This window comes from Plantactinospora siamensis (assembly GCF_042434095.1).
In the GTDB taxonomy this organism is placed as follows: domain Bacteria; phylum Actinomycetota; class Actinomycetes; order Mycobacteriales; family Micromonosporaceae; genus KBS50.
Genome location: NZ_JBHLUE010000011.1, coordinates 92,587 through 117,773, shown reverse-complemented (window position 1 = coordinate 117,773; position 25,187 = coordinate 92,587). Strand labels below are relative to the sequence as shown.

The 25,187-nt window shown below is 73.3% G+C and carries 17 protein-coding genes; 10 read left to right on the top strand and 7 right to left on the bottom strand.

Annotation, left to right across the window (positions count from 1 at the left end):
* The first annotated feature begins 34 nt into the window (after positions 1 to 34).
* Positions 35 to 2,290, top strand: coding sequence for an MMPL family transporter (locus tag ACFFHU_RS13625; protein ID WP_377338757.1), 2,256 nt, complete (start codon positions 35 to 37; stop codon positions 2,288 to 2,290).
* A gap of 65 nt (positions 2,291 to 2,355) precedes the next feature.
* Here ACFFHU_RS13625 and ACFFHU_RS13620 read toward each other — a convergent pair whose 3' ends face one another.
* Positions 2,356 to 3,969, bottom strand: a complete 1,614-nt coding sequence (locus ACFFHU_RS13620) for an acyl-CoA dehydrogenase family protein (protein WP_377338756.1) — start codon at positions 3,967 to 3,969, stop codon at positions 2,356 to 2,358.
* Positions 3,970 to 4,281: 312 nt separating this feature from the next.
* Here ACFFHU_RS13620 and ACFFHU_RS13615 point away from each other — a divergent pair, with 312 nt between their 5' ends.
* The 9 genes from ACFFHU_RS13615 to ACFFHU_RS13575 all read left to right on the top strand — a co-directional run bounded on the left by ACFFHU_RS13615 (position 4,282) and on the right by ACFFHU_RS13575 (position 16,180).
* Positions 4,282 to 5,991 carry a fatty acyl-AMP ligase gene (locus ACFFHU_RS13615; RefSeq protein WP_377338754.1) on the top strand — a complete coding sequence of 570 codons (1,710 nt, stop codon included), beginning with the start codon at positions 4,282 to 4,284 and terminating at the stop codon, positions 5,989 to 5,991.
* A gap of 145 nt (positions 5,992 to 6,136) precedes the next feature.
* Complete coding sequence (locus ACFFHU_RS13610) at positions 6,137 to 6,439, top strand: acyl carrier protein (protein ID WP_377338753.1); 303 nt, start codon at positions 6,137 to 6,139, stop codon at positions 6,437 to 6,439.
* Positions 6,436 to 8,604 (top strand): beta-ketoacyl synthase N-terminal-like domain-containing protein, encoded by a 2,169-nt coding sequence (locus ACFFHU_RS13605; protein WP_377338751.1) that lies wholly within the window; start codon positions 6,436 to 6,438, stop codon positions 8,602 to 8,604. Before ACFFHU_RS13610 ends, ACFFHU_RS13605 begins: the two co-directional genes overlap by 4 nt.
* 5 nt (positions 8,605 to 8,609) lie before the next feature.
* Positions 8,610 to 10,415 (top strand): FAD-dependent monooxygenase, encoded by a 1,806-nt coding sequence (locus ACFFHU_RS13600; protein WP_377338749.1) that lies wholly within the window; start codon positions 8,610 to 8,612, stop codon positions 10,413 to 10,415.
* A gap of 373 nt (positions 10,416 to 10,788) precedes the next feature.
* Entirely contained in the window at positions 10,789 to 11,361 is a 573-nt protein-coding gene (gene accB, locus ACFFHU_RS13595) for an acetyl-CoA carboxylase biotin carboxyl carrier protein (protein WP_377338747.1), read from the top strand.
* A 34-nt stretch (positions 11,362 to 11,395) separates the two neighbouring features.
* Positions 11,396 to 12,781, top strand: a complete 1,386-nt coding sequence (locus tag ACFFHU_RS13590) for an acetyl-CoA carboxylase biotin carboxylase subunit (protein WP_377338745.1) — start codon at positions 11,396 to 11,398, stop codon at positions 12,779 to 12,781.
* Positions 12,771 to 13,763, top strand: a complete 993-nt coding sequence (locus ACFFHU_RS13585; protein ID WP_377338743.1) for an ATP-binding cassette domain-containing protein — start codon at positions 12,771 to 12,773, stop codon at positions 13,761 to 13,763. The genes ACFFHU_RS13590 and ACFFHU_RS13585 overlap by 11 nt, the downstream gene beginning before the upstream one ends.
* Positions 13,760 to 14,536 carry an ABC transporter permease gene (locus tag ACFFHU_RS13580; protein ID WP_377338740.1) on the top strand — a complete coding sequence of 259 codons (777 nt, stop codon included), beginning with the start codon at positions 13,760 to 13,762 and terminating at the stop codon, positions 14,534 to 14,536. The genes ACFFHU_RS13585 and ACFFHU_RS13580 overlap by 4 nt, the downstream gene beginning before the upstream one ends.
* A 141-nt stretch (positions 14,537 to 14,677) precedes the next feature.
* Positions 14,678 to 16,180: a multicopper oxidase family protein gene (locus ACFFHU_RS13575; RefSeq protein ID WP_377338738.1), complete on the top strand. Its 1,503-nt coding sequence runs from the start codon at positions 14,678 to 14,680 to the stop codon at positions 16,178 to 16,180.
* A gap of 306 nt (positions 16,181 to 16,486) precedes the next feature.
* Here the strand turns inward: ACFFHU_RS13575 and ACFFHU_RS13570 are convergent, their stop codons facing one another.
* The 6 genes from ACFFHU_RS13570 to ACFFHU_RS13545 all read right to left on the bottom strand — a co-directional run bounded on the left by ACFFHU_RS13570 (position 16,487) and on the right by ACFFHU_RS13545 (position 25,129).
* Positions 16,487 to 18,154 (bottom strand): outer membrane protein assembly factor BamB family protein, encoded by a 1,668-nt coding sequence (locus ACFFHU_RS13570; RefSeq protein WP_377338736.1) that lies wholly within the window; start codon positions 18,152 to 18,154, stop codon positions 16,487 to 16,489.
* 144 nt (positions 18,155 to 18,298) lie between these two features.
* A complete protein-coding gene (locus tag ACFFHU_RS13565) occupies positions 18,299 to 19,573 on the bottom strand; it encodes a cation:proton antiporter domain-containing protein (protein ID WP_377338734.1) in 1,275 nt (424 codons plus the stop codon).
* A 236-nt stretch (positions 19,574 to 19,809) separates the two neighbouring features.
* The gene (locus tag ACFFHU_RS13560) at positions 19,810 to 20,397 is read right to left on the bottom strand and encodes a GTP-binding protein (RefSeq protein WP_377338732.1); all 588 of its coding nucleotides are present in this window, start codon (positions 20,395 to 20,397) and stop codon (positions 19,810 to 19,812) included.
* A 1-nt stretch (position 20,398) separates the two neighbouring features.
* Positions 20,399 to 20,776: a DUF742 domain-containing protein gene (locus tag ACFFHU_RS13555; protein ID WP_377339755.1), complete on the bottom strand. Its 378-nt coding sequence runs from the start codon at positions 20,774 to 20,776 to the stop codon at positions 20,399 to 20,401.
* 112 nt (positions 20,777 to 20,888) lie between these two features.
* Complete coding sequence (locus ACFFHU_RS13550; protein WP_377338730.1) at positions 20,889 to 21,293, bottom strand: roadblock/LC7 domain-containing protein; 405 nt, start codon at positions 21,291 to 21,293, stop codon at positions 20,889 to 20,891.
* Positions 21,290 to 25,129 carry a nitrate- and nitrite sensing domain-containing protein gene (locus ACFFHU_RS13545; protein ID WP_377338727.1) on the bottom strand — a complete coding sequence of 1,280 codons (3,840 nt, stop codon included), beginning with the start codon at positions 25,127 to 25,129 and terminating at the stop codon, positions 21,290 to 21,292. The genes ACFFHU_RS13550 and ACFFHU_RS13545 overlap by 4 nt, the downstream gene beginning before the upstream one ends.
* Positions 25,130 to 25,187: the final 58 nt, after the last annotated feature.

Here is a 25,187-nt window from a genome sequence, read left to right as displayed (position 1 = left end):
TCCGTCCGTGCCGCCATCCGGCTGAGGAGGAGCGATGGCTGGAGAACCGCAGACCGACGAGCCGTCGGCGTCCCCCGACCGGCTCACCAGGATCATCGGCCGGGTGTTCGGCCGGCGTACCAAGTGGCTCGTCCTGGTCGCGTGGATCGCCGTCCTCGCCGGGGTCGGGCCGGTCGCCAACATGATCTACAGCTCGACCGACGACGACGCGCTGGCTTGGCTCCCCGCGTCGGCCGAGTCGACCCGGGTGGCCGCCCAGGAGGACCGGTTCCCGGCCGCGGAGACCGTGCTGGCCGTCGCGGTCTACGCCCGCGACTCGGGCCTGACCCCGGCGGACCGGGCGGCCGTCGAGGCGGCCCGTACCCGGCTCGCGCCGTACGCCGAGGGTGGCCGGATCGGCGCGCCCATCCCCTCGCCGACCGGCAAGGCCCTCGCGCTCATGGTGCCGATGCCGCGGGACGCCAACGGCGGGGTGGCGGCCGATCGGGTCAAGGAGCTGCGCTCGGACGTCCGGGCCGGGCTGCCGGACGGGCTGCAGGCCAAGACGACCGGGCCGGCCAGCGCCGGCGCCGACATCGGGGACGCGTTCGCGGGCCTGGACGGCACCCTGCTGATCGTCAGCGTGGCGGTGGTGGCGATCCTGCTGCTCATCACGTACCGCAGCCCGTCGTTGTGGTTGATGCCGCTGCTGGCGGTCGGGGTGGCCAGCCAGCTGGCCAGCGCGGTGGTGTACCTGCTCATCGCGCACGCGGGGCTGGTGGTGAACTCGGCCAACGCCGGAATCCTCACGGTCCTGGTCTTCGGCGCCGGCACCGACTACGCGCTGCTGCTGATCTCCCGGTACCGCGAGGAGCTGCACCGGCACTCCGACCGGCACGTGGCCATGGCGGTGGCGCTCCGGCGGGCGGGACCGGCCGTGGTCGCCTCCGCGGCCACGGTGGCCGTCGGCCTGCTCTGCCTGCTCGCCGCGGACCTCAACTCCAACCAGGGGCTTGGTCCGGTCGGCGCGATCGGCGTGGTCGCCGCGCTGCTGAGCATGATGACCCTGCTGCCGGTGCTGCTGCTGGTGTTCGGGAGGTGGCTGTTCTGGCCGTTCGTCCCGCGCCCGGGCACCGAGTCGCGGGGCGGGCACGGCCTGTGGGAGCGGATCGGCACCCGGGTGGCGCGGCACCCGCGCCGGGTCTGGCTCGGCACGGCCGTCCTGCTCGGCGCGCTCGCGCTCGGCTCGGTCGGGATGACCGTGGGGCTCCCGGCCACCGACATGTACACGACCCGCCCCGAGTCGGTCACCGGGCAGGCGCTGCTGGCCGAGTACTTCCCGGCCGGCTCGGCCGCGCCGGCCGAGATCACCGGCTCGGCCGCGCGGTCGGCCGAGCTGACCGCGGCGGCCCGCACGGTGCCCGGGGTGGCCTCGGTGGGTACGCCGCTGACCTCCACGGACGGCTCGCTGGTCAAGCTCCAGGCGGTGCTGACCGACCCGCCGGACTCCGCCGCCGCGGAGCGGACGGTACGCCTGCTGCGGGCCGCCGTGCACGCCGTACCCGGCGCCGACGCGGCGGTCGGCGGGGCGACCGCCACGGCGTACGACACCGACGTGGCCAACGCGCACGACCGGCGACTGGTCATCCCGCTCGTGCTGGGAGTCGTGCTGCTCGTGCTGATCCTCCTGCTGCGGGCCCTGGTGGCGCCGTTGCTCCTGATCGGGACCGTGGTGCTGTCGTTCGGGGCAGCGCTCGGGGTCGGCTGGCTGCTCTTCAAGCACGTGTTCGGCTTCGCCGGCGTGGACCAGTCCCTGATCATCCTGGGGTTCCTGTTCCTGGTGGCGCTGGGCGTGGACTACAACATCTTCCTGATCAGCCGCAGCCGGGAGGAGGTCGCCCGGCACGGGCACCAGGCGGGCATGCTCCGCGGACTCGCCGTGACCGGCGGGGTGATCACCAGCGCGGGCATCGTGCTGGCCGCGACGTTCGCGGTGCTGAACGTGCTGCCGCTGGTGGCCACCGCCGAGCTGGGCCTGCTCGTGGGTGTCGGCGTGCTGCTGGACACGCTCGTGGTCCGGCCGATCGTGGTGCCGGCGCTGGCCCTCGACCTGGGCCGGCGGTTCTGGTGGCCAAGCCGGCTCGGCGTCCGGCCGGCCGGTGGCGAGGACGCCGGGGACGCCGTCCCGGACGAACCCGGTCCGGCCGGCGGCGCGGCGGCAGCAGACGGTCGCGGGCCGGCGGACGCGCCGGCAGACGGTACGGCGGGGCAGACCGCCGGGGACGCGCAGGAGGCGCCGGCCGGCAGGTGAGGCACCCGGACGGGCCGGCCGCGGGGAAACCCGCGACCGGCCCGTTCCGCTCTGTGGGCCGAGGGTCAGCCGGACGCCAGCGCCGCGCTCGCCGGCAGGGGAACGGGCGTCAGCGACAGCAACCGGTGCTCGGCGACGCCCTCGGTCAGCAGCCGCCACGCCCGGTCCGCGCCGGACGGGGACATCTGCCGCAGCGGGGTGAGCCGTTGGGCGAGCCGCTCAAGGCAGGCGGTCAACAGCTCCTCCCCCGGGCCCGGGTCGTACCGCCAGGTCCGCAGGACGCAGTTCGCCGCGTACAGCACGCAGTGACCGCGGGCCAGCTCGAGGGCCAGCAGCCGGGACCGCGGATCCCGGCCGCCCGGTTCGCCGGCGAACCGGTCCCGCAGGTCACGGTGGGCCGCATCCAGCTCCGCCACGACCGCCCGCAACGGCGCCGGCGCGGTCGCCGAGTCGAGGACCGCGCCGGCGACCTCCGCCCAGCCCGCGGTGATCTCGTCCCGCCCGCCGTTGGTGAGCTGCAGCGCCCGCCCGTCGGGTTGCCACGGCACGCCGGGCCGGTTCCGGTCGAACAACCCGGCCAGGGTCTCCTCGTCACCGGCCGCCGCGGGCCGCGGCAGCACGAACGGCAGCTGGTCGGCGATGCCGGCGAGGTTGACGTGCGAGGTCCCCTCGAAGATGCCGGCGATCGAATGGTCGCGTTGCACCTTTTGAAAGAGCCGGGCGGACAGGCTGTCCCGCAGCCAGCCGCGGGCGCTCAGCACCGTGCCGAGGTCGACCAGGGCCGCGTCGACGGTGGCCGGCAGGAGGTACTTCACGATCGCGGACCACAGGCTGAGCCGACCGGGGGCGGCGCTGATCGCGCGCAGCGCGGGCGCCGCAACGCACTCGCCGATCAGCAGATCGAGGTACGCCCGGACCAGGATGTCCCGCACCACCGGCAGGTCGTGCACCGGCGCCCCGTAGAGCCGCCGCGACGCGGCGTGGTCCACGGTGATCCGCAGCGCCGTGTCCAGGCTGCCGAGCGACAACGCGCCGATCAGCGTGCGGGTCACCTGCAGGGTCTTCAGGGTCTGCGCGATGCCGCTGCCGGGGGTGCCCAGTACCGCGCCGCCCGGCACCGGGCAGTCGTCGAAGACGATGCCGCTCATGTCGTGGCCGCGCAGGCCCAGCGTGGGTACCGGGTCGGTGTTGGACCAGCGATCGGCCGGCAGCGCCGCCTTGTCCAGGAGCAGCAGCGAGAAGTCCCGGTTGCCGGTGCGGGCGTACACGGTGCAGAAGGTGCCCCGGATGGCGTTGCCGATCGGCCACTTCTCGCCGCTGAGCAGGTAGCCGTCCTCGGTGGGCCGCGCCGTGACCATGCACCCGGCCAGGTCGCTGCCGTGGTCCCGCTCGGACATCGCGAAGGAGCCCAGCCGGCCGTCCCGGACCTGCCCGGCCAGCCACCGACGCTGATCCGGACTGCCCCACAGCCAGACCGGATTCGCGCCCAGCAGGGCGGTGCCGAACGAGACCGCGGCCCGCAGGTCCCGGCGGGCCACCACCCGGCACAGCGCGAAGAGCTCGTCGAAGGTCCGCAGCCGGCCGCCGAACTGCTCGGGCACGAGATATTCCGGGAATCCCCAGTCCCGCAGCGCCGCGAGCGCCGACCAGCACATTTCGCCATCCTCGTCGGTACGCACGGAGACAGCGTGGGACATCGGGCCGTCCGGATCATACGGATCGCCAAGAAATTGTTCCAGCTCAATTGCTTTTTGGTTAACACCTGACCGCTCCGCATGCTCAATACGCATTTGTACCGCCTACGTCGAAGGGTGGGATAAGGAAGGCTACCCACGGCGCCGGGCACCAGGAAAGGCGCTCTAGCGCCTGTCCAGCGCCCCGCTAACGCATCGCCCTAGCGTCTGTCACCGCGACGCCGGCCGCCCGGTCTCGCCATTTGGAGGGGAGAGACGACCGTGCCTTTCACACCCCGCTTTTCCACCCTCGTCGAAATGCTGAGATACCGCGCGGAGACCGCGGCGGACCGTGAGGCATTCGTGTACGTCGGCGAGAGCGGAGCGTACGACGCGGAGCAGCGACTCACGTTCGGGCAGCTCGACGCGGCGGCCCGGCAACTCGGCGGCTGGCTCTCCGCGCACCTGCCCGCCAGCGGCGCGGGCCGGCGGGTGCTGCTGCTCTACCCGCCCGGACTGGACTTCCTGGTGGCGTACTTCGGTTGCCTGTACGCGGGCGCGGTGGCCGTGCCCGCGCCGCTGCCCGAGGGACCGCGGATCCAGCAGGAGCGGGTGATGCGCATCCTGGCCGACTGCGGCGCCAACCTGGTGCTCACCGACGCGCCGGACCGGCTTCCCACGCTGCCGGACGCGCCGCAGGTGGTGGCCACGGCCTCGACCGACGTGCTGACCGGACAGTGGCAGCCGCCCCGGCTGCGGCCCGGTTCGCTGGCGATGCTGCAGTACACCTCCGGGTCGACGAGCAGTCCGCGTGGCGTGCTGCTGTCCCACGACGCCATGCTGGCCAACCTGGCGCTCACCAACGGGCGGCTGCGGCACGACGAGGCCAGCCGGCTGGTGACCTGGCTGCCCTTCTACCACGACATGGGTCTCACCCAGGTGCTGAGCATGGTCTACGTGGGCGGATGGGCCGCCGTGATGTCGCCGACCGCCTTCCTGAAGCGCCCGCATCGCTGGCTGGAGCTGATCAGCCACTACCGGGCCAGCACCGCCACCGCGCCCAATTTCGGGTACGACCTGTGCGCCCGGCGCGTCACCGACGAGCAGTTGACGGGCGTCGACCTGTCCTCCTGGACGGCCGCCCTGAACGGCTCGGAGCCGGTCTCCGCGGCGGCGCTGGACGCGTTCACGAAGCGGTTCGAGCCGTACGGCTTCCGGCACGCCGCGCACTACCCGTGCTATGGGATGGCCGAGGCGACCGTCTTCGTCAGCGGTGGGGACCGCGACACCGCGCCGGTGATCCGGCACGTGGTGACCGAGCAGTACGAGGCCAATCGGCTGGTGCCGGCCGAGCCGGGCCAGCACACCCGGCCACTGGTGGGTTGCGGCACGCCCGTCGACTACGACGTGCGGATCGTCGACCCGGACAGCGGCCGGACGCTGCCCCCGGGGGCGATCGGCGAGATCTGGTTGCGCGGACCGAGCATCGGCGCGGGTTACTGGGGCCGGCCGGTGGAAAGCGCGGCCACCTTCGACGCGCGTACGGCCGACGGCGACGGCGGTTACCTGCGGACCGGTGACCTCGGCGCGCTGCTCGACGGCGAGCTGTTCGTCACCGGCCGGCGCAAGGAGATGCTCGTCGTGCACGGCCGGAACCTCTACCCGTACGACATCGAGGCGGAGGTGCGGCGGCTGGACCCGGCGCTCGGGCAGACCGTCGGGGCGGTGTTCGCGGTCGGGACCGACGACCAACGGGTGGCCGTGGTGCACGAGGTGCGCGGGCAGCTCGATTCGGAGCGTGCCCACGAGCTGGCAGCGGCGATCCGCGAGCTGGTCACCCGGAACTTCGGCGTCGCCGTCGGCGCCGTGGCGCTGCTTCGGCCGGGCCAGGTGCCCCGCACCACCAGCGGCAAGATCCAACGCGGCCGGACCCGTGAGCTCTTCCTCGCCGGCCAGCTCGGCACCCTCCACGAGGAGAGCATGCCGGGCCTGCGGCCCGCCGACGACAGCAGCGGCGCCCGCGCCTAGCGCCCGCGCCCAGCGCCCCCGCATCCGGGCACCGACCGCCCCATCGCCGGGCCACCGGCGCCGATCCGCCGAACGCCGGGCCACCGGCGCCCATCCGCCCCCCGCCACCGACAACGTGCCGCCACCGCCGGACCGAGGAGCCGACATGACCGCTGACGCCATTCCGCCGACCGAGGACATCCAGCAGTGGCTGACCGAGCGGGTCGCCCACTACCTTGATCGAGCCATCGCGGACATCGAACCGGACGTGCCGCTGGCCGAGTACGGCGTGGACTCCGTCTACGTGGCCAGCGTGTTCGGCGAGGCCGAGGAGCGCTACGGCGTACGGCTGGAGCCCGCCACGGCCTGGGACCACCCGACCGTCGAGGCGCTCAGCAAGCACCTGCACTCGCTGCTGGTGCTCCCGGCCGCACCTGCGGAGGTGCCGGTCGGGAGGGCGCCGGAATGACCGGCGTCGCGGTGGTGGGAATCGCCTGTCGCTTCCCCGGTGGCGAGGGCAAGGAGGCGTTCTGGCGCCTGCTGCGCACCGGCGGCGACGGCGTCGGACCGGTGCCGGACACCCGCTGGGAGCCGGACCACTACTACTCGGCGGACGGCGGGCCCGGCACCATCAACAACCGCGAGGGCGGCTTCCTGCGCGACGTTGACACGCTGGACAACCGGTTCTTCGCGATCTCCGACGCGGACGCGGCGGCGCTCGACCCGCACCAGCGGCTGCTCCTGGGCTGCGCGTACCACGCCATCGAGGATGCCGGCGCCGATCCGCGCGCGCTGGCATCGGCCGGCTGCGGCGTCTATCTCGGGATGACCGGCAACGAGTGGGTGTGGCGCACCCGGGACGACACCGGGGGGTTCGACGTCCACCAGGGCGCCGGCACGGGTCACCACATGGCGGCCAACCGGCTCTCCTATCAGCTGAACCTGCGCGGCCCCAGCCTCACGGTGGATACCGCGTGCTCGTCATCGCTGGTCGCGGTGCACCTGGCCGCCCGCGCGGTGGCCACCGGAGAGTGCGAGTGGGCGCTCGCCGGCGGGGTCAGCGTGGTCCTCGAACCCGTCAACGGGATCTACTTCACCCTGCTCGGGCTCTCCGCGCGAGACGGCCACTGCAAACCGTTCAGCTCGGCGGCGGACGGCATGGTTCGCGGCGAGGGCGTCGGGGTCGTCGTGCTGCGCCGGCTGGCCGACGCGCGCGCCGACCGGCAACGGATCTACGCGGTGATCCGCGGCGGGGCGGTCAGCCACAACGGCCGGAGCAACGGGATCACCGCCCCCGCCCGGTGGGGCCAGCAGGACGCCATCACCCGGGCATACCAGCGGGCCGCCGTCGCGCCGGCCGACATCGCCTTCGTCGAGGCGCACGGCTCCGGGACGCTGATCGGGGACGCCATCGAGATCAACGCGCTGAAGGCGGTGCACGGCGCCGATCGGTCCACGCCGTGCCTGGTCGGCTCCGTCAAGGGCAACATCGGGCACGCCGAGGGCGCGGCCGGGATCGCCAGCTTCATCAAGGCGGCGCTCGCGGTGCACCACCGGCTGCTGCCGCCGACCACGCACAGCGCCCCGGTGAATCCCGTCCTCGGGCTGGATGGCCCGGTGCTGCGGCTGGCTGACCGGCCCGTCGAGCTGCCGGCCGACCGGCTCGCGGGCGGCGTCAGCGCCTTCGGGCTGAGCGGCACCAACGCCCATGTGGTGATAACCGGCGACGACCGGCCGGCGCGGCCGCCGACGTCGGGACCGGGGGTGTTCACCGTCTCCGCGCCCAGCGACGCCGCGCTGCGGCGCAACCTGCTCGCCCAGGCCGACGCGCTGGCCGAGCCCACCGGCCGCCGGCCCGGCGACGACGAGGACCTCGCCGCGCTGTGCCACACCAGCAACCGCGCGAAGGCGGCGCTGCGGCACCGGTACGCGGTGGTGGCGCGGAGTCGCTCCGGACTCGCGTACGCGCTGCGCCGGGGCGCCCTCCAGCCCGAGGAGTTCCCGCGGGCCGGCCAGGTGCGGGTGGCCCTGCTGCTGGCCGGCCCGCTTCCCCCGGTGCCGCACGAGCTACTGGCCGCCCGGTCCGCGGCGTTCCGCCGGGCGTGGCAGGCCGCCGAGCTGCCGCCGGCGGCCCCGGCGGACCCGGCGGACCCGGCGGACCCGGCCGGACCGGCGTTGGCCGGGCTCGTCGCCGTGCTGGCCGCGCTGGGCATCGGTCCCGCCCTGGTGGCGCCGGTCGGGGACCGGCGGGATGCCGCCGGTCTCGCGGGCGCCGCGGCCCGGCTGGCCGCGGTGACCGGCGCGCCGCTGGCCGAGACGCCCGGCGCCGCGACCCACCTGCTCACCGTGGGGGCCACCGGCGCGGCGCCGGCCGCTCCCGGGCCGGCGCGGTTGCCGCTGGCCGCACCGGACGACCCCGACCTCTGGTACGCGGTGGCCCGGATCGCGGCACTGCTGCACCGCGCCGGCGCGGACGTGCGCTGGGACGAGCTGTACGCGCCCGATCAGCGGCAGGTACGCGAGCTACCGCCGTACCGCTTCGCGCCGAGCCGCTTCCCGCTGCCCCAGCCGCGCCGACCGCGCGCCCACGCCGGGACCGCGCCGACCTCCCCGACCCGACCAACCGAAGGGTAGAGCTGATGACGGAGAACCGGATCCCCGTCCTCATCGTCGGCGGCGGCCTCTGCGGCCTGTCCGCCGCCGCCCTGCTGGCCTGGCACGGCGTGCCGGTGCTGCTGGTGGAACGCCACGACGGCGCCCTCCGACACCCGCGGGCCCGGGTCATCAACCCACGGACCGCCGAGATCTTCCGGCAGATCGGGCTCGAGGAGCAGATCCTGGCCGCCCGCTCCTTCGCACACCGGGAGCCGGCGGTGTTCCTGCGGGCCCGCACCCTGGCCGGGCCGGAGACCGGCCGGGGCACGCTGAGCAACCCCACCGGGCCGGACGGGACCGCCGCGTTCAGCCCCTGCCCGTGGGCCCCGATCGACCAGGACCGGCTGGAGGAGCTGGTCGCCGAGCACGCTCAGCGGCTCGGCGCGCAGCTCCGGTACGGCACCGAGCTGGTCGGCTGCACGCAGGAGGGCGGAGCAACGGACGGCTCGGTCCGGGTGCTGCTGCGCGAGCGGGCCGCCGGGCGGGAGTACGAGGTGGACTGCGCGTACCTGATCGCCGCGGACGGGCACGCCTCCGAGATGCGCACCCGGCTCGGCATCGAGCTGGCTGGATACGGATCCCTGGGCAACCTGTTGTCGCTCGTCTTCGCCGCCGATCTGACCCCGGCGATCGCGGGACGGCAGCTGGACATCTGCCACCTGGACGAGCCCGAGGTCGGCACGGTGCTGCTGCCGCACGACCGGACGGACCGGTGGGTCTTCAGCACCCCGTACCACCCGGAACGGGGCGAGACCGTCGAGAGCATCAGCGAGCAGCGTTGCGTCGAGGCGATCCGCCGAGCGGTCGGCCTGCCCGATCTGGCGGTGCAGCTGTTGCCGCAGCTCGACGACGGCACCTGCAAGCTGGCGTACGCGATCGCGGCCGGGGTGGGCCAGCGGTACCGGTCCGGACGGATCTTCCTGGTCGGTGACGCGGCCCACCTGATGCCGCCGGCGGGCGCGTTCGGCGCGGGAACCGGCATCCAGGACGCGCACAACCTCGCCTGGAAGCTGGCGCTGGTCCTCACCGGCCGGGCACCCGCCGCGCTGCTGGACAGCTACCAGGCGGAACGCCGTCCGGCGGCGCTGTTCACCGTGGAGCAGGCGCTGCGCCAACTGCGCGCCCGCTCGGGTCGGGCGCTGCCCGGGGTGCCCGACGTGCCGCCCGCGGACTACTTCTCGGTCGTCTTCGGCCTCCGCTACCACTCGGCGCTGCTCAGCCTGGACGGTGGCGACGGCGGCGCGGCGGACGGCAGCACGCCGGCCGGCCCGGACGGCGGCGCCGGCACCGGGCCGGACGGCGGATGGTCCGTGGACGGCGGGCCGGCCCTCGGCCGGTCCGATGACGATCCGCTGGTGACCGCCGTGGTCCCGGGACGGCTGCGCGGTCAGCCCGGCACCCGGGCGCCGCACGTGCCGCTCGGCGACGGCGCCGGCGACGTCGTCTCCACGGTGGACCTGTTCGGCCGGGACTTCGTGCTGATGTCGGGCCCCCGGGGCGACGGCTGGGCCGATGCGGCGGCCCGGGTGGCGGTCGACCATCCCGTGCCGCTGCGCGTTTATCGGATCGACACCGATCTGTCCGATCCCGAGGGACGGTTCGCGACCGCCCACGGTGTTTCCGACGCGGGCGCGGTGCTGGTCCGTCCCGACGGGATCGTGACCTGGCGGTCGGTGGCCGGACCAGCCGACCCGGACGACCTGCGCGCCGCGCTCGACCGCGCCACCGGCCGGACGGGCGCCGGTCCCGACGCCGAGATCCGCGCCCACCAGCAGCGCATCCGAGTCTGATGCCGCGGCCCGCCCCGGGTTCCGGCCGGCACGACACCAGCAGGTCGGGTCTCTCTCGCAACGACAGGACGGAGAACACGATGCGCCTCGCGCAGTTGGTCAGGCCGCTTCGGTGGGTGGCCCGGCACCTGCTCCACGGGCTGATCCTGGTGGGCTGGGCCGTCTATCCCCCGGCCATGGTGCCGGGGTGGAACGGCCAGACCCACCCGCGCCAACCCGGGCCGGCCCGGGGCGGCTCCGGCCCTCCGGGAACCGATCGCGACCATCCGCATCCTGGCGGAGCGCCAGCGCCGGGCCCGGAAGCCGGTGCGCCGGCACTGACCCCGGCCGAGCAGGCCTCCTGGGAGCAACTGGTGGAACGGGTGAATCGGTCATGACGAGCGTCGAGCAGACCCTCAACGAACTGGACGCGGTGGCCGTATCGGCCGCCAGAGACGCCGAGGACATGCTGGCCGCCGTGGTGCGGCGGGCCGCCGAGCTCGCGGCGGCCGGCTCGACCCCGCTGGGCCGGGTGCGGCTGCGCGCCGGAGACCTCTGCGTGGAGGTCGAGTGGCAGCCGGACGGCTTGCCGGGCGCGGCGGCCACCGTCGTGGCCGGCCCGGACCGGACCACGCTGACCGGGACCAACGGGGCCGGGCCGACCGTGGTCACCGGGCCCGTCACGGTGCTCGCGGCGACCGAGGGGACCAGTTCGGACGCCGAGGTGCTGACCGCTCCCGCGGTCGGCACGTTCTACCGGTCACCGGAACCCGGTGCCGCACCGTTCGTGGCCGTCGGCGACACCGTCGCACCGGGCCAGCAGATCGGAATCATCGAGGCGATGAAGCTGATGAATCCGATCGAGGCGGACCGGGCCGGTCAGGTCGGGGAGATCCTCGTCGAGGACGGCGCCCCGGTCGAGTACGGCCAGCCGCTGATCGTGCTCACGCCCACATCCCATCCCTGAGCCCCTATGGCGACTTCGCCGCCCCGGAGGAGACATGTTCTCGACTGTCATGATCGCCAATCGCGGCGAGATCGCGCTACGGATTGCCCGTACCTGCCGGGAGTTGGGGCTGCGGACGATCCTGGCGCATTCGAGCGCGGACCGCGACTCGGCGGCGGCCCGGTACGCCGATGAGGTGGTCCAGATCGGACCGCCGGCGGCCCGACGCAGCTATCTCAACCCGGCTGCGATCGTCACGGCCGCGCTGCAGCGCGGCGCGGACGCGGTCCACCCCGGGTACGGGTTTCTCTCCGAGGACCACGACTTCGCCGAGATCTGCACGGCCAACGGGCTCACCTTCATCGGGCCCCCCGCGTCCGTGATCGCGATGCTCGGCGACAAGGCGCAGGCCCGGGAGTTCGCCGAACGGGCCGGCCTGCCGTTGCTGCCGGGCAGCAGGGGCGTGCTCGCGTCGGGCACCGAGGCCCGGGCGGTGGCCGAGGACATCGGCTACCCGGTGATCATCAAGGCGGTGGCCGGCGGCGGTGGCCGCGGGATGACCGTGGTGCGGGAGCCGGGCGAGTTCCTCCGGCAGTACGTGGCCACCCGGCACACCGCGCAGGCGCTGTTCGGCGACAACCGCGTCTTCGTCGAGCGGTACCTCGAGTCGGCCCGGCACATCGAGGTGCAGGTGTTCGGCGACCAGCACGGCAATGTGGTGCATCTGGGCGCCCGGGACTGTTCGGTGCAGCGCCGGCGGCAGAAGCTGGTCGAGGAGAGCCCACCACCGGGGCTGCCCGCCGAGCTGGTGGCCCGGATGGGCGAGGCGTCGGTGCGGATGGCCCGGATGGCCGGCTATGTCGGTGCCGGCACCTTCGAGTACGTGGTGGACGACGACGACCGGTTCTACTTCATGGAGGTCAACAGCCGGATCCAGGTCGAGCATCCGGTGACCGAGATGGTGACCGGCCTGGACCTGGTCCGCGAACAGCTCTCGGTGGCGGCCGGTAGGCCGCTGTCGCTGCGGCAGGAGGACCTCCAGGTCCGGGGCAGCGCGCTGGAGTGCCGGATCAACGCCGAGGACCCCGACCGGGACTTCCTACCGACGCCCGGCCTGGTCAGCGACTATCTGCCCCCCGGCGGCCCGTTCGTCCGGGTGGACTCGCACATGCGGGCCGGCGCGCGGATCACTCCCGACTACGACTCGCTGGTGGCGAAGGTGATCGTCTGGGCACCCGATCGGGGTCAGGCGATCGCCCGGATGGACCGGGCGCTGCACGAGCTGCGCCTGTCCGGCGACGGCGTCCGGACCACCCGGGACTTTCTGCGCGACGTCATCGCGCACCCGCTGTTCCGGGACGCCAAGCACAACACGGGCCTGGTGGAGCAGATGGCGCCGGCCGGCGCGCCAACGGATGGGAGGCGCGTCGATGTCCGCTGACGGCATCGAGGCCGAGGGCCTCGTCAAGCGTTTCGGCAACCTGACGGCCGTGGACGGACTTTCCCTGCGGGTGCCGGCCGGTACGGTGCTCGGCCTGCTCGGCCCGAACGGCGCGGGCAAGACCACGGCGGTCCGCATCCTCACCACCCTCACCCGGCCGGACGCCGGGCTGGCCCGGGTGGCCGGGTTGGACGTGGTCCGGCGGGCAGACATGGTACGGCGCAGGATCGGCATGTCCGGTCAGGTGGCTGCCTGCGACCCGATCCTGACCGGGCGGGAGAACCTGGTCATGTTCGGCCGGCTGCACCATCTCGGCGCCGGTGAGGCCCGGCGGCGGGCCGACGAGATGATCGAACGGTTCGGCCTCGGCGAGGCGGCGGGCCGGTACGCCCGGACGTACTCCGGCGGCACCGCGCGGCGGTTCGACCTGGCGGCGACGCTGCTGGCCCGGCCCGAGGTGCTGTTCCTCGACGAGCCGACCGCGGGCCTGGACCCCCGCAGCCGGCGGGTCATGTGGGAGGTGATCGAGGGCCTTGTGCGGGACGGCACCACGCTGCTGCTGACCACGCAATACCTGGAAGAGGCCGCGGAGCTGGCCAACCGCGTGGTGATCATGGAACGCGGCACGGTGGTGGCCGAGGGCACCGTCGACGAGCTGCGCGGCCGGATCGGCGGCGAGCGTATCCACCTGGTCCTCAGCGATCCCGCGGACCTGGCCAAGGCGGACACCGCGCTGACCGCCGCGGGCGCCGGCGAGGTCACCGCCGAGGACGATTCGCTCCGGTTGACCGCGCCGGTGCGCGACGGCGTACGGGCGTTGACGGCAGTGGTCCGGGAGCTGGACGCGGCCGGGATCGAGCCCGCCGACCTGGCGCTGCGCCGACCGACGCTGGACGACGTCTTCCTGGCCCTGACCGGGCGGCGGGCGGCGGAGCGGCCGAAGCCGGGGCGCCGGCCGGCTCGGGGAGGGGGACGGCGATGACGACCGTGCAGTGGGCCGCCCACGACACCTGGGTGGTGGCGCAACGGCAACTGCGCCGGCTCGTACGCGTGCCACAGGCGCTGTTCTTCTCGCTGCTGCAACCGGTGATGTTCGTGTTGCTGTTCACCTTCGTGTTCGGCGCCGCGATCGAGGTTCCGGACGGGCAGCGCTACATCGATTTCCTGCTGCCCGGCACGTTCGTGCAGACGATCGCGTTCGCGGCCGCCTCCACGGCGGTGGGGCTGGCGGACGAGTCCCGCAACGGCTTCATGGACCGGTTCCGCTCGCTGCCGATGGCACACGCCGGCGTGCTGCTGGGCCGGATCCTCGCGGATGTGGTGCGAAACCTCCTGGTGATCGGCATTCTCACGCTCCTCGGGCTGCTGCTGGGCTTCCGGCCCGGCGGCGGGATCCTCGGGTTGCTCGGCGGCCTGGGCGTGCTGGTGGTGTTCAGCCTCGGCTTCTCGTGCTTCGCGGCCGGCATCGGCCTGTCGGTGGCCAACCCGGAGGTCGCTCAGCTGGCGATGACGGTCTGCGCGTTCCCGCTGGTCTTCGCGTCCAGCGCGTACGTGCCGCTCGGCAGCCTGCCCGGATGGATGCGGGCATGGACACAGTTCAGCCCGATCACCCTCACCGTGGAATCGGTCCGCGGCCTGCTGCTGGGCACCGGAACGCACGGCAGCGTCCTGCCGGCCCTGGCCTGCGCGGCGGTGCTCACCGGGCTGTTCCTGCCGCTCGCGGTGCACCGGTTCCGCACCCGCGACGAGCGCTGAGCGCTCCAGCAACGCTCCAGCGGTTCTCGGCCCCGGACCGCGACCGTGGGGCGTCACCACCCGGCTGCCCCGCATCGCCAGCGCGGGGCGTCACCACCCGGGCGCTCCGGGCCGGACCACCCCAACCAGGAGGGACCATTCATGCTCGACCGTCGAAGTCTGCTCAAATACGGCGCGGTCGCCGGCAGCGCGTTGTTGGCGCCGTCGGCGGTCGTCACCGCCGCCCGCGCGGCCTCGGCACCGGCGGCCGCCGGGTCCGGGGCTGCGCCATCCGCGGCGCCGCAGGGCCACGTGCACGCGCACGGCGCCGCCGCCGTGCCCGTGGACGCGCCCGGCATCACGGCCACGCCGTTCAGCGTCCCGCTGCCGATTCCGCGGACGCTCCGGCCGACCCACCGGAGCCGGGACGCCGATCACTACACGCTCACGCACGCGCCGGCGGAGGAGGAGATCTTCCTCGGGACCAGGACCGCCATCTACGCGTACGGCGGCAGTTTCGTCGGTCCCACGATCCGGGCCCGCCGGGGCCGCGCGGTCACGATCACCCATCACAACGGGCTGGCCGACCCCACGACGGTGCACCTGCACGGCGGTCATGTCCCGGCGGACAGCGACGGCTACCCGATGGATCTGATCGCCCCGGGCGCCAGCAAGACCTACCGGTACCCGAACAGCCAGCCGTCGGCCACGCTGTGGTATCACGACCACGCCCACGGGTTGGAGGCCGAACACGTCTACCGCGGCCTGCACGGCTTCTACCTGCTGGAGGATCCGGCCGAGTGGCGGCTGCGGCTGCCGGGCGGCCGGTACGACATCCCGCTGCTGCTCAACGACGCCCAGTTCGACGCCGACGGTCAGCTCGTCTGGCGGATGAACGACTTCATCAACCGGCGTACCGTGCTGGTGAACGGACGTCCCCAGCCGTACCTGCGGGTGGCGGCCCGCCGGTACCGGCTCCGGCTGCTGGACGCGGCGAACCTGCGGTCGTTCGCGCTCAGCCTGTCCACCGGTGACCCGCTGGTGCAGGTCGCCTCCGACGGCGGGCTGCTGCCCGCGCCGGCATCGGTGCCCGCGGTGTCGATCAGCCCCGGCGAGCGCGCCGAGGTGGTGGTGGACTTCAGCCGGTACGCCCCGGGCACCCAGGTGTTCCTGGTGGACGCGGTGGCGGGGCAGCTGCTCCGGTTCGACGTGGTCGACCATGCGTTCGACCTCAGTCGGGTGCCGGCCCAGCTGCGGCAGATGCCGGGGCTGCCCACCCCGACCACGACCCGGCAGGTCAGCCTCGGCATGGATCTGCCGACCGGCACCTTCCGGATCAACGGCAAGCTCTTCGACATGGATCGGGTGGATGCCGTGATCCAGCGCGGCACCAGTGAGGTCTGGGAGATCACCAACACCGACACGATGCTCGGCATCCCGCACAACCTGCATCTGCACCTGGTGCAGTTCCGGGTGCTGACCCGCAACGGTCAGCCACCGGCGCCGACCGAGGCGGGCTTCAAGGACACCGTGCCGGTCGCGCCCGGTGAGGTCGTCCGGGTGCTGGCGACGTTCGGCGACTACGTGGGCCGCTACGTCTACCACTGCCATCTGCTCGACCACTCGGCCACCGGGATGATGGCGCAGTTCGAGGTGGTGGCCTGAGCACCGCCACCACCCGCTACCAACCGTCCGCCGCCGGCTCGTCCCGGCGGCGGACGGTTTCATTCCGGGCTGCTGCCGGGGCCGACGGATCCGCACCGCCGGCGCCGATCCGGCCAGCGGGCCGGGTCACGCTGAGCGGGGTGTGCGGGCGAAAGCCCCTCGGTCACTCGCCGCTCCCCCGACCGACAATCCGTGAGACAGAACCTAGCCGCCCGACACCCGCCGACCACCACGAGCCGGGCCCGGCGCAGCCCCACCGCCATGGTGGAGTTGCGCCGGGCCCGGCCCGGTACCGCCGCGGCGGCCTCAATCAGGCAGGCTGAAGGCGAGCAGAGCCTGCCCGCCGATGCCGATACCGACCTGATATCCGGCCTTGACGTACAGCGTGCCGTTGGCGATGACGGCGCCGCCGTTTCCGGCGATCGATCCGCCCGGCCCGGACAGCCCGTTGACACCGTCGAACATCCGTACCGTGTCGTACTGCCAGAGCAGCTGGCCGGTGGCCGAGGCGTAGATCCGAACCTTGCCGTCGTCACCGCCCACGTAAACCAGGCCCGGCGTGCTGGACGCCGCGGTGTTGATGCCGGCGATGCAGGACGGCGGGTTGGCCGGCGGGCCGATCGGGATGGGGTTCGCGGCCCCGCCGGTGCTGCACGCGTCGGCCGGCAGCGGCGAGTTCCACAGGACGTCGCCGGTGGCCGGGTCCAGGGCGAAGAGCGTCCCCGGCTGGGCCCGCCAGGTGGCGACGTAGATGCGGTGGCCGTCGTAACTCGACCCCCACTCGATGCCGCGCCATGGCTGGTTGACGGCGGGCACCGACAGCTGCTCCTCCCACACGATCCGGCCGGTCGCGGCGTCCAGCGCGTGGTACACGCCCGACTTCTGACCAAAGCCGACCAGCGTGCGGCCGGGCAGCCGGATCAGGTTGGGCGAGGCGCTCACGTCGTAGTCCAGGGACGTGGCATCGACCGACGGGCACGACCCACCGGGTCCGAAGAAGCAGCGCAGGTTCCAGGTGTCCGGATGGGTCAGCTGGTTCGCCCACCGCAGCCTTCCGGTGAACGCGTCGATTGCCAGCATCGAGTCGCTGTGACCACCCGTACCGCTGTAGTTCTGGCCGGTGCCGACGTACAGCGTGCCGGTCCGCTCGTCGATGGCCGGACTGCCCCAGACGCCGCCGCCGGAGGATTCGTACCGGGGGGCGCCGCTGGGCCAGGTGCCGGCCGGTTGGGCCGGCGGCACGGTCCGGTACGTCCAGGCGATGCGGCCGGTTGCGGCGTCCAGCGACACCACCTTGCCACCAAAGGTGCAGCACGGGTATTTGTCGTCGCCCGTCATCGCCCATTCCCGGCTCGACACGCCGACGTACAACCGGCCCCGGTAGAAGGCCGGGGAGCTGGTGACGATGGCGGCCGGGTGGGTGTCGATCTTCGTCGTCCACCGCAGCTGACCGGTGAACCGGTCGAGCGCGTAGAAGTTGCCCCGGTAATCACCGAAGTAGACGCTGCGGCCGTGCACCGCCGCCCCGTCCCGGACCGGGTTCTTCTGCGCGTCGTCCGTGCTCTCCGGCGCGCCGACCGGCCCACCGTACGGACGCAGATCGAAGCTCCACCTGGTGCCGCCGGTACGGGTGTCCAGGGCGTAGAAGCGCGAGTCCGGCCCGCCGACGTAGAGCGTGTCGCCGACCACCGCCGGCTGACTGGAGACGGTGGCGGTGTAGTTCTGGAAGATGTAGGACCACTTGAGCTTCAGCTTGCCCACTGTGGCCGGTGTGATCCGCCGTTCCTGACCGTTGTACCGGCTGCCCGACAGATCGTGCTGCCAGCTGGACCAGTCGGCGTGGCCGGACCGCCCGCCCGGCTCCGATCCCTGGGCCGCCGTCCCGCCGGCCGGCAACAGGAGCGCGGACACCGCGACGACCGCCGCGGCCAGCCGGCCGGGCCGTCGCCACCGCTGGGTCTTGGATGATTGCATGCCTTCTCCTCCGGGGGTGTCGGCATCGGTTGTCCCCCGGATCCTCCTGCCGGTGGCTCGCACCGGGCTGGAGATCTGATTTACCGCACGCGCGCACCGCGGTGGCCGGCATCCGCTCGGGCTCAGGTACGACGGATCCGGTCGTCAGCGCCGCGACGCGGTGACGCTCACCGGCCGCTGATCCGCCACCGGCCTGGCTGCTCGGGCGCCGGAGCGCTCGATCAGGGTGAGCAGCGGCCCGGTGGCGAGGGTGGTGACCACCGCGTTGATCACCAGGATCGTGTAGAGGGTGGGGGTCAGCAGGCCGGCTGCGGCGCCGACCGCGAGGACCACCAGCTCGGTCAGCCCTCGGGTGCTGAGCAGCACGCCGAGGGTGAGCGAGTCGCGAAGACTCAGGCCGGTCAGCCGGGCCGGGCCGGCCGCCCCGAATATCTTCCCGGACATCGAGAGCACCACCACCACGGCGAGGACGCCGAGGTCGCGCGCGCGGAGGGCGCGGACGTCCACCTGCGTGCCGGCGACCACAAAGAAGGCCGGCAGCAGCAGGCCGCTGCTGACGTCGGCGGCGCGGTCGATCACCATGTCCACAACGGACGGCACGCGCGGCAGGCAGAGGCCCACCATGAAGGGCCCGAAGATGGTGTGCAGGCCGATCTTCTCGGTGAAGCAGGCGGCCAACACGGAAGCCACCAGCACGGCGATCAGCACCGCCTGAGGCGACATCTTGGCGAACGTGCCACGCCGCTGCAGGGCCCGCAGTCCGGGCCGGACAACCAGCAGCATGACCAGCACGAACGCCGTCGCCAGGATCAGCATCAGCCAGGGCGACCGGTCGGTCTTTCCGGCAAGCGCGATGACACCGGCCAGCAGAAGCCAGGCCGCCACGTCGATCACCGCGGCGCAGGACAGGGCGAGACTGCCCATTGGCGTCGTGGCCAGCCCTCGATCCCGCAGGATCCTGGCTAGCACGGGAAACGCGGTCACCGCGACCGCTACACCAATGTAGAGCAGGAACGCGACGCGACTGACCTGGACCGCGTACCACCGCCAGGTCACCAGCGCGAAGAGGATGCCGAGCAGGAACGGCAGCACCGCCGCTCCAAATGCGACGGCCCCCACGGTGGGGGCGCGCCGGCCCACTGTGGCGAGCTCCACCTCGATCCCGACGATGAGCATGAAGATGACCAGACCGAGTTGGGCCAGCAGGGTGAGGTACGGCTTGACCTCCGCCGGTAGCAGCAGGTGGGCCAGCCGCGGTGCGAGTAGGCCGAGGAGGGACGGGCCGAGCAGGATCCCGGCCAGGATTTCACCCACCACCGCCGGCTGACCGACCCGCTTGAGAAGGAACCCGCCGAGCCGGGCGACCGCGACGACGAACGCCAAGCTCAGCAGGACCTGCGACAGCAGCGCACTATTCACGGGCGCGAGCCTGCCCGTACGGCCTCGACGATCCGTCCTCACCGGCTCGACACGCCGCACAGCCTCGCCGCCGGCCTGACGAGCCCCGCCACCTGGATGCGGACACGGCGGACCGCCCGAGGGCCCATGGCCGCCGGGCGGTCCAGCCAGCTCCAAGCGGCGCGGGGCCGGCTGGTCGGTTCGGCGCCGTGGCGCGCCGACCGATCAACGGGGCGCCACCACGGCATGCCGACCGATCAGGCCGGCGCCACCGCGCGGGACCGGCGCATCGTCAGGACGTACTCGACCAGCGAGATGAGCACGTGCTTGGTGGACTCCCGGTTACGGGCGTCGCACGCTACCACCGGCACCTCGTTCGAGATCGCCAGCGCTTCACGCACGTCCTGCGGGTCGTGGTACTGCATCCCGTCGAAGCAGCTGATGGCCACCAGGTACGGCAGCCGCCGGTGCTCGAAGAAGTCGATGGCCGCGAAGCAATCGGCGAGTCGCCGGGTGTCGACCAGGACGACCGCGCCGATGGCACCCCGCACCAACTCGTCCCACATGAACCAGAACCGCGTCTGGCCAGGGGTGCCGAAGAGGTAGAGGATCAGATCCCGGTCGATCGAGATACGACCGAAGTCCATCGCCACCGTTGTGGTCGTCTTGCCCGGCACCTGCCGGGTGTCGTCGACGCCGACACCTGCCGACGTCATGATTGCTTCGGTGGTCAACGGCGTGATCTCCGAGACCGAACCGACCAGCGTCGTCTTGCCAACGCCGAACCCGCCGGCGATGACAATCTTCGCCGATGTCACCCGCCCCGCCATCGGGCGGTGCGACATGTCAGAGCCTGCGAAGTCCACTCAGCACCCTCTCCAGCAGTTCAGTGCCCACCGCGTCAGTCGAGTCGTCGAGGGACGTGGGCTCATGCACGGCGACCATGCCGTCGGCGGCCATGTCCGCGATGAGCACACGGGTAACCCCCAGCGGCAACTGCATCCGCGCTGCGATTTCGGCAAGCGACTGTAGCCGTCCATCGCAAAGCGCGGCGATGTATTGATGCTCCCGACCGTGACCGCCCTTGCCGTTTCCGGCGGTGCGTCCACGCACCGTCGTCTCGACAAGTGCCTCGAGAGCGATGTCGAGCCGGGGCCGGGTCCGACCGCGGGTGACGGCGTATGGCCTGACCAGTGAACCCGTCGGCTCGTCACGCTCGGGCATCATCGCCGCTCACCCCCTTCTTTCCCTACCATCGGCCCTCATATGAGGCGCAACCCGTTCATCCGTACCCGCAAGCGGACCGGCTGGCTGCCGGCCCACCCCGCGGGGTGGTTCAGCCCAGCATGCCCGCGGCCGCGCGCGGCGAGGGCGTCAGCGCCTCACCCACCCGGTCCACGAGCAGTGCCATCTCGTAGCCCACCTGTCCCACGTCACAGGCGCGGGCGGCGAGCACCGCGAACGATGAGCCGTCCGAGATGGACATCAGGAACAGGAACCCATTGTCCATCTCCACGACGGTTTGCAGAACCGCCCCACCCTCGAAGCATCGTGCGGCGCCCTGCGTGAGACTCACCAACCCGGAGGCGATGGCCGCCAGCTGGTCGGCGCGATCCCGGGGCAGGTCCCTCGACGCCGCCAGGAGCAGGCCGTCCGCGGAGACCGCGACCGCGTGGGCGACCCCGGGTACGCGTTCGGCGAAGTTGGCGAGCAGCCAACCCAGATCCTGCGTCGTTGTCATCCTTCATGCTCCTTCTGCCCGCCTCCGGTCATGCGACCGGGACCAGGCTGCGAGGACTGCCGACCAGCCGGAGAGGACTCCGACCGGGCCGTGTTGTCATCGGTTGGATGCGTACGGCCGCGCTGCACGCCGCGGTGGTACGCCGAGAGCAGGCCCCGGACCGCCTCGGGCGTGCGGCGCTGCACCGAGGTGGTCGGCTTCTCCACCCCGCCCGGCACGAGCTGAGCCATCGGCTTCCGCTTCGGCAGACCGGTCGGGGTGGTCTCGTTGACGGGCCGCTCGCTGGCCGCGCTGGCGGCTCGCCACCCCTCGTCGGCCGCCGTTCGCCAGCCGCCCGCCGGCGGTTCCGCCCGGCGGGCCGCCGCGCCGGCGCCGAACCCGGCGGCCGCGCCGAAGCTGGGGGCCGGGCGGGACGGCAGCGGATTGTCCGTACGCCGCTGCTCCGCCGAACCGCCGGTGGGTGCGCTCACCGGCTGCTCCGGAGCGGTCTCGCGGAGCCCGTTCACCCGCTCGGCCGGCATGCTCGGCGCGGCGCTGGCCGCCGACGCCGCGCTGGCGGCGGGCGCGGGGCTCGCAACCGGCGCGGGGCTCGCGACCGGCGCGGGCGACTGCGGCCGGACGCCGACCGGCTGGCCGGCCGCGACGGTCTGCCGGCTCGCCGGCGCGCCCTCGTCGGTGGCCGACCGGCGGGTGCGGAACCAGGCCGACTCCAGCTCCCGGAAGATCGGCAGCTCCATCGTCTCGTCGGCGAAGTGCTGCTGCCGCGAGTCGGTGGCCGACCGTACCGACGGCGGCGCCGACCGCTGGGCCGGGACCGGCGCCGACGTCGGGGCAGGCGCTGACGTCGGGGCCGGCGGCGTGTACGGCGCCGGCGCCGGCTGGGCCGGCTCCTGGCCGGCCGCGGACACCGGCGACATGAAGTGCGTGTCCGCCATCTGCGTCGACGGCGAGCCGGACACCGGCTGGTACTCCTCGACGCGCTGCGGCTCGGGGGCCCGCTGCGCCGGCACGGCCGGCTGAGCGGGCGGGGCCGACGCGGGCCGGGCGGCGGTGCTGCCCAGCTCGGCACCGGACCGTCCCATTCGGGGCAGCTCGGCGGTCATGTCGAGGGCGGCCGCCAGTCGTTGCGGCACCTGCGGCGCCCCGGACTCCCGCTCGGGAGCGGGCGGCCAGGCCGGCGGAGCGGCCGCGGCCGGGGCCACCGGTTGGGCCGGCTCGGGCCGGGCCTCGACCTCCGGCGCGGGTTGCTGCGGCATGGCCTGTTCCGACCCGGCCGGCCCGGAGACCGGCGCCGACGCCACCACCCAGGACGAGGATCCGCCGGGGGGCGCCGAGGAGACCGGCGGCGCGGAGGCGACCGGCGGCGCGGAGGCGACCGGCGGCGCGGAGGCGACCGGCGGCGCGGACATGGGCGCCGCCCGCGGCGGCTCGGCCGGCCGGTGCTCGGCGGCGGGAGCCGGCTGCTGGCCCTGCGGCGCCTCGGTCACCTCGCCCTCGACCGTCCACTGCTGCTCGCTGCGGCGCTGCGGCAGCGGCTCGTTGTCCCGGCCGTTGCGCTGCCGGGGGAAGGCCCCGGTGCCGCCGTTGACCGAACCGGCGCCGGTCAGATCCGACCAGGCCGGTACGCCCCGGCCGGGCGCGCCGCCCTGGCTCGGCGCGCCGCCGTTGCCCGGCGTGCCGTTGACCGGCGCGGCCGGATAGCCGTTGGCGCCATTGGCGCCGTTGCGCGCGGCGGCCGGGGCCCCGTTGGCCGACCGGGCGGGCCGACCCTCCAGGGCGAGCGGGCTGCCGAAGGCGGGTGCCGGCGCGGCCTGCGCGGGCAGCGCGGCCGGCTGCTGGCTCCGGCCGGCGAGCGCGCGCGGCACCAGGACCGAGGGCGGCAGCGTGACGTCGGCCACCGTGCCGCGGTCGGACCCGGGACGCAACTCGACGCGTACGCCGTGCCGGGACGCGAGCCGGGCCACCACGACCAGGCCCATCATCCGGGAGACGGCCACGTCCACCTGGGGCGGCGTGGCGAGCCGGTCGTTGAGCTCGTGGAGCTGCTCGGCGGTGATGCCGATGCCGCGGTCCTCGACGTACAGCGAGGCACGGTCGCCGACCCGGCGGGCCTCGACCATGACCTGCGAGTCCGGCGGGGAGAACGCGGTGGCGTTGTCGAACAGCTCGGCGACCAGGTGCACGAGGTCGTTGACGGCGTGCGCGGCCACCTCGATGTCGCGGTCGATGATGCCGAACTCGATCCGGGTGTAGTGCTCGACCTCGGACTGCGCGGCGCGGAGCACGTCGATCAGCGCGGCCGGCTCCCGCTGCACGCGGGTCGAGTCGGCGCCCGCCAGCACCAGGAGGTTTTCGTCGTTGCGGCGCATCCGGGTGGCCAGGTGGTCGAGCTGGAACAGCTCGGCCAGCCGGTCCGGGTCCTCCTCGCCGCGCTCCAACCGGTCGAGGTGACCGATCAGGCGGTCGACCAGGATCTGTGACCGGCGAGCCAGGTTGACGAACATCGTCGCGACCGAGGACCGCAGGGCGGCCTGTTCGGCCGCGGTGCGGACCGCCTCGAGGTGGACCGCGTTGAACGCCTCGGTCACCTGGCCGAACTCGTCCTTGCTGCGCACCGGCAGCGGTTCGGCGATCTGGTTGGCCACCTGCGCGGGCGACAGCTGCGCCGTCACCTGCGGGTCACGCAGCCGGGTGACGGCCTGGGGCAGGCCGTACTGGGCGATGGAGAGGGCGCCGTGCCGCAGCTCGCGCAGCGACCGCGCCATCGACCGGGCCACCATGGTGGCGAAGAGGATCGACAGCAGCAGGATGCTGAGCAGCAGGCCGGTCTCCAGGATGACCTGGCGCTGGGTGTTGCTCTGGATCCGCGCGGCCTGGTCCACGGCCCGGCCGTCCAGGTCGGCCTCCACGGTCCGGTACTGCCGGCCGTTGCCGCTCAGCGCGTTGTCCCAGTCGTTCGCGTTGAAGAAGCCGGGGTCGAAGCTGGCATCCGGCGCCTTCGTCCGGACCCAGGTGCTGTACTGCTCGACCGAGCGCTGCTCGGAGCCGGCGATGGTCTGGTCGAACAGGTTCGCCTCGTCGTTGTCGGCCGCCGACTTGAAGCTCTGGATGGCCTGCTGCTGACCCTGCTCGGAACCGATGTAGTTGGTCTTGCTGGCCGGCGGGAACCCGTTGTCGGCGAACGCCTGGTGCACGATGACGCGGCGCTGGGAGAGGAACTCCTTGGCCCGCGAGACATTCGCGGCGGCCCGCATCCGCTCACTGAGCGCCGGGTCATTGGCCAGCTGCGCGGCGGAGTCCCGCATATCGAGCAGCTCGCCGATGAGGCTGTCGTACGACTGGCCGGCGGCGCTGCGCAGCACCTTGCCGTTGACCACCTGGCTGCGCAGCCCCGGCAGGTCGGCGAGGTCCTGGTCGATCTGCTTGAGCAGGTCGTCGGTGGTGCCCGGCAGGCCGGTGAGGCTCTGCCGCTGCTCGGAGTAGGCGGCCCGGGACCGCTCCACCTTGTCGTAGAGCGTGGTGTACGTCTTCTTGAAGTTGGCCTGTTCCTGACCGCGGGTGCCGAGGAAGCGGATGGCCATCGTCCGCTCGTCCTGCAGGTTGTTCACCAGGTCGCCGGAGGCCTGGGACAGCGATGCGAGGCTGTGTGCCCGGTTGGCGCTGTTGAGCGTGCTCAGGTGGTCGATCAGACCGCTGGTGCCGACCACGATCGTGGCGATGGTCGGCACGATCATGATGAGACCGAGCTTGGACCAGATCGGCATGTCGCGTAGCCGGCCGAACGGCCGGCGCACCCGCGACAGGACAGAGCCCTCCGCCTGTGGTCGTTCGCTCACGTCACCGCCCTCCCACTTCGGCGCCCTCAGGTCGAACTGGGCACCGCTCAGCGACCGA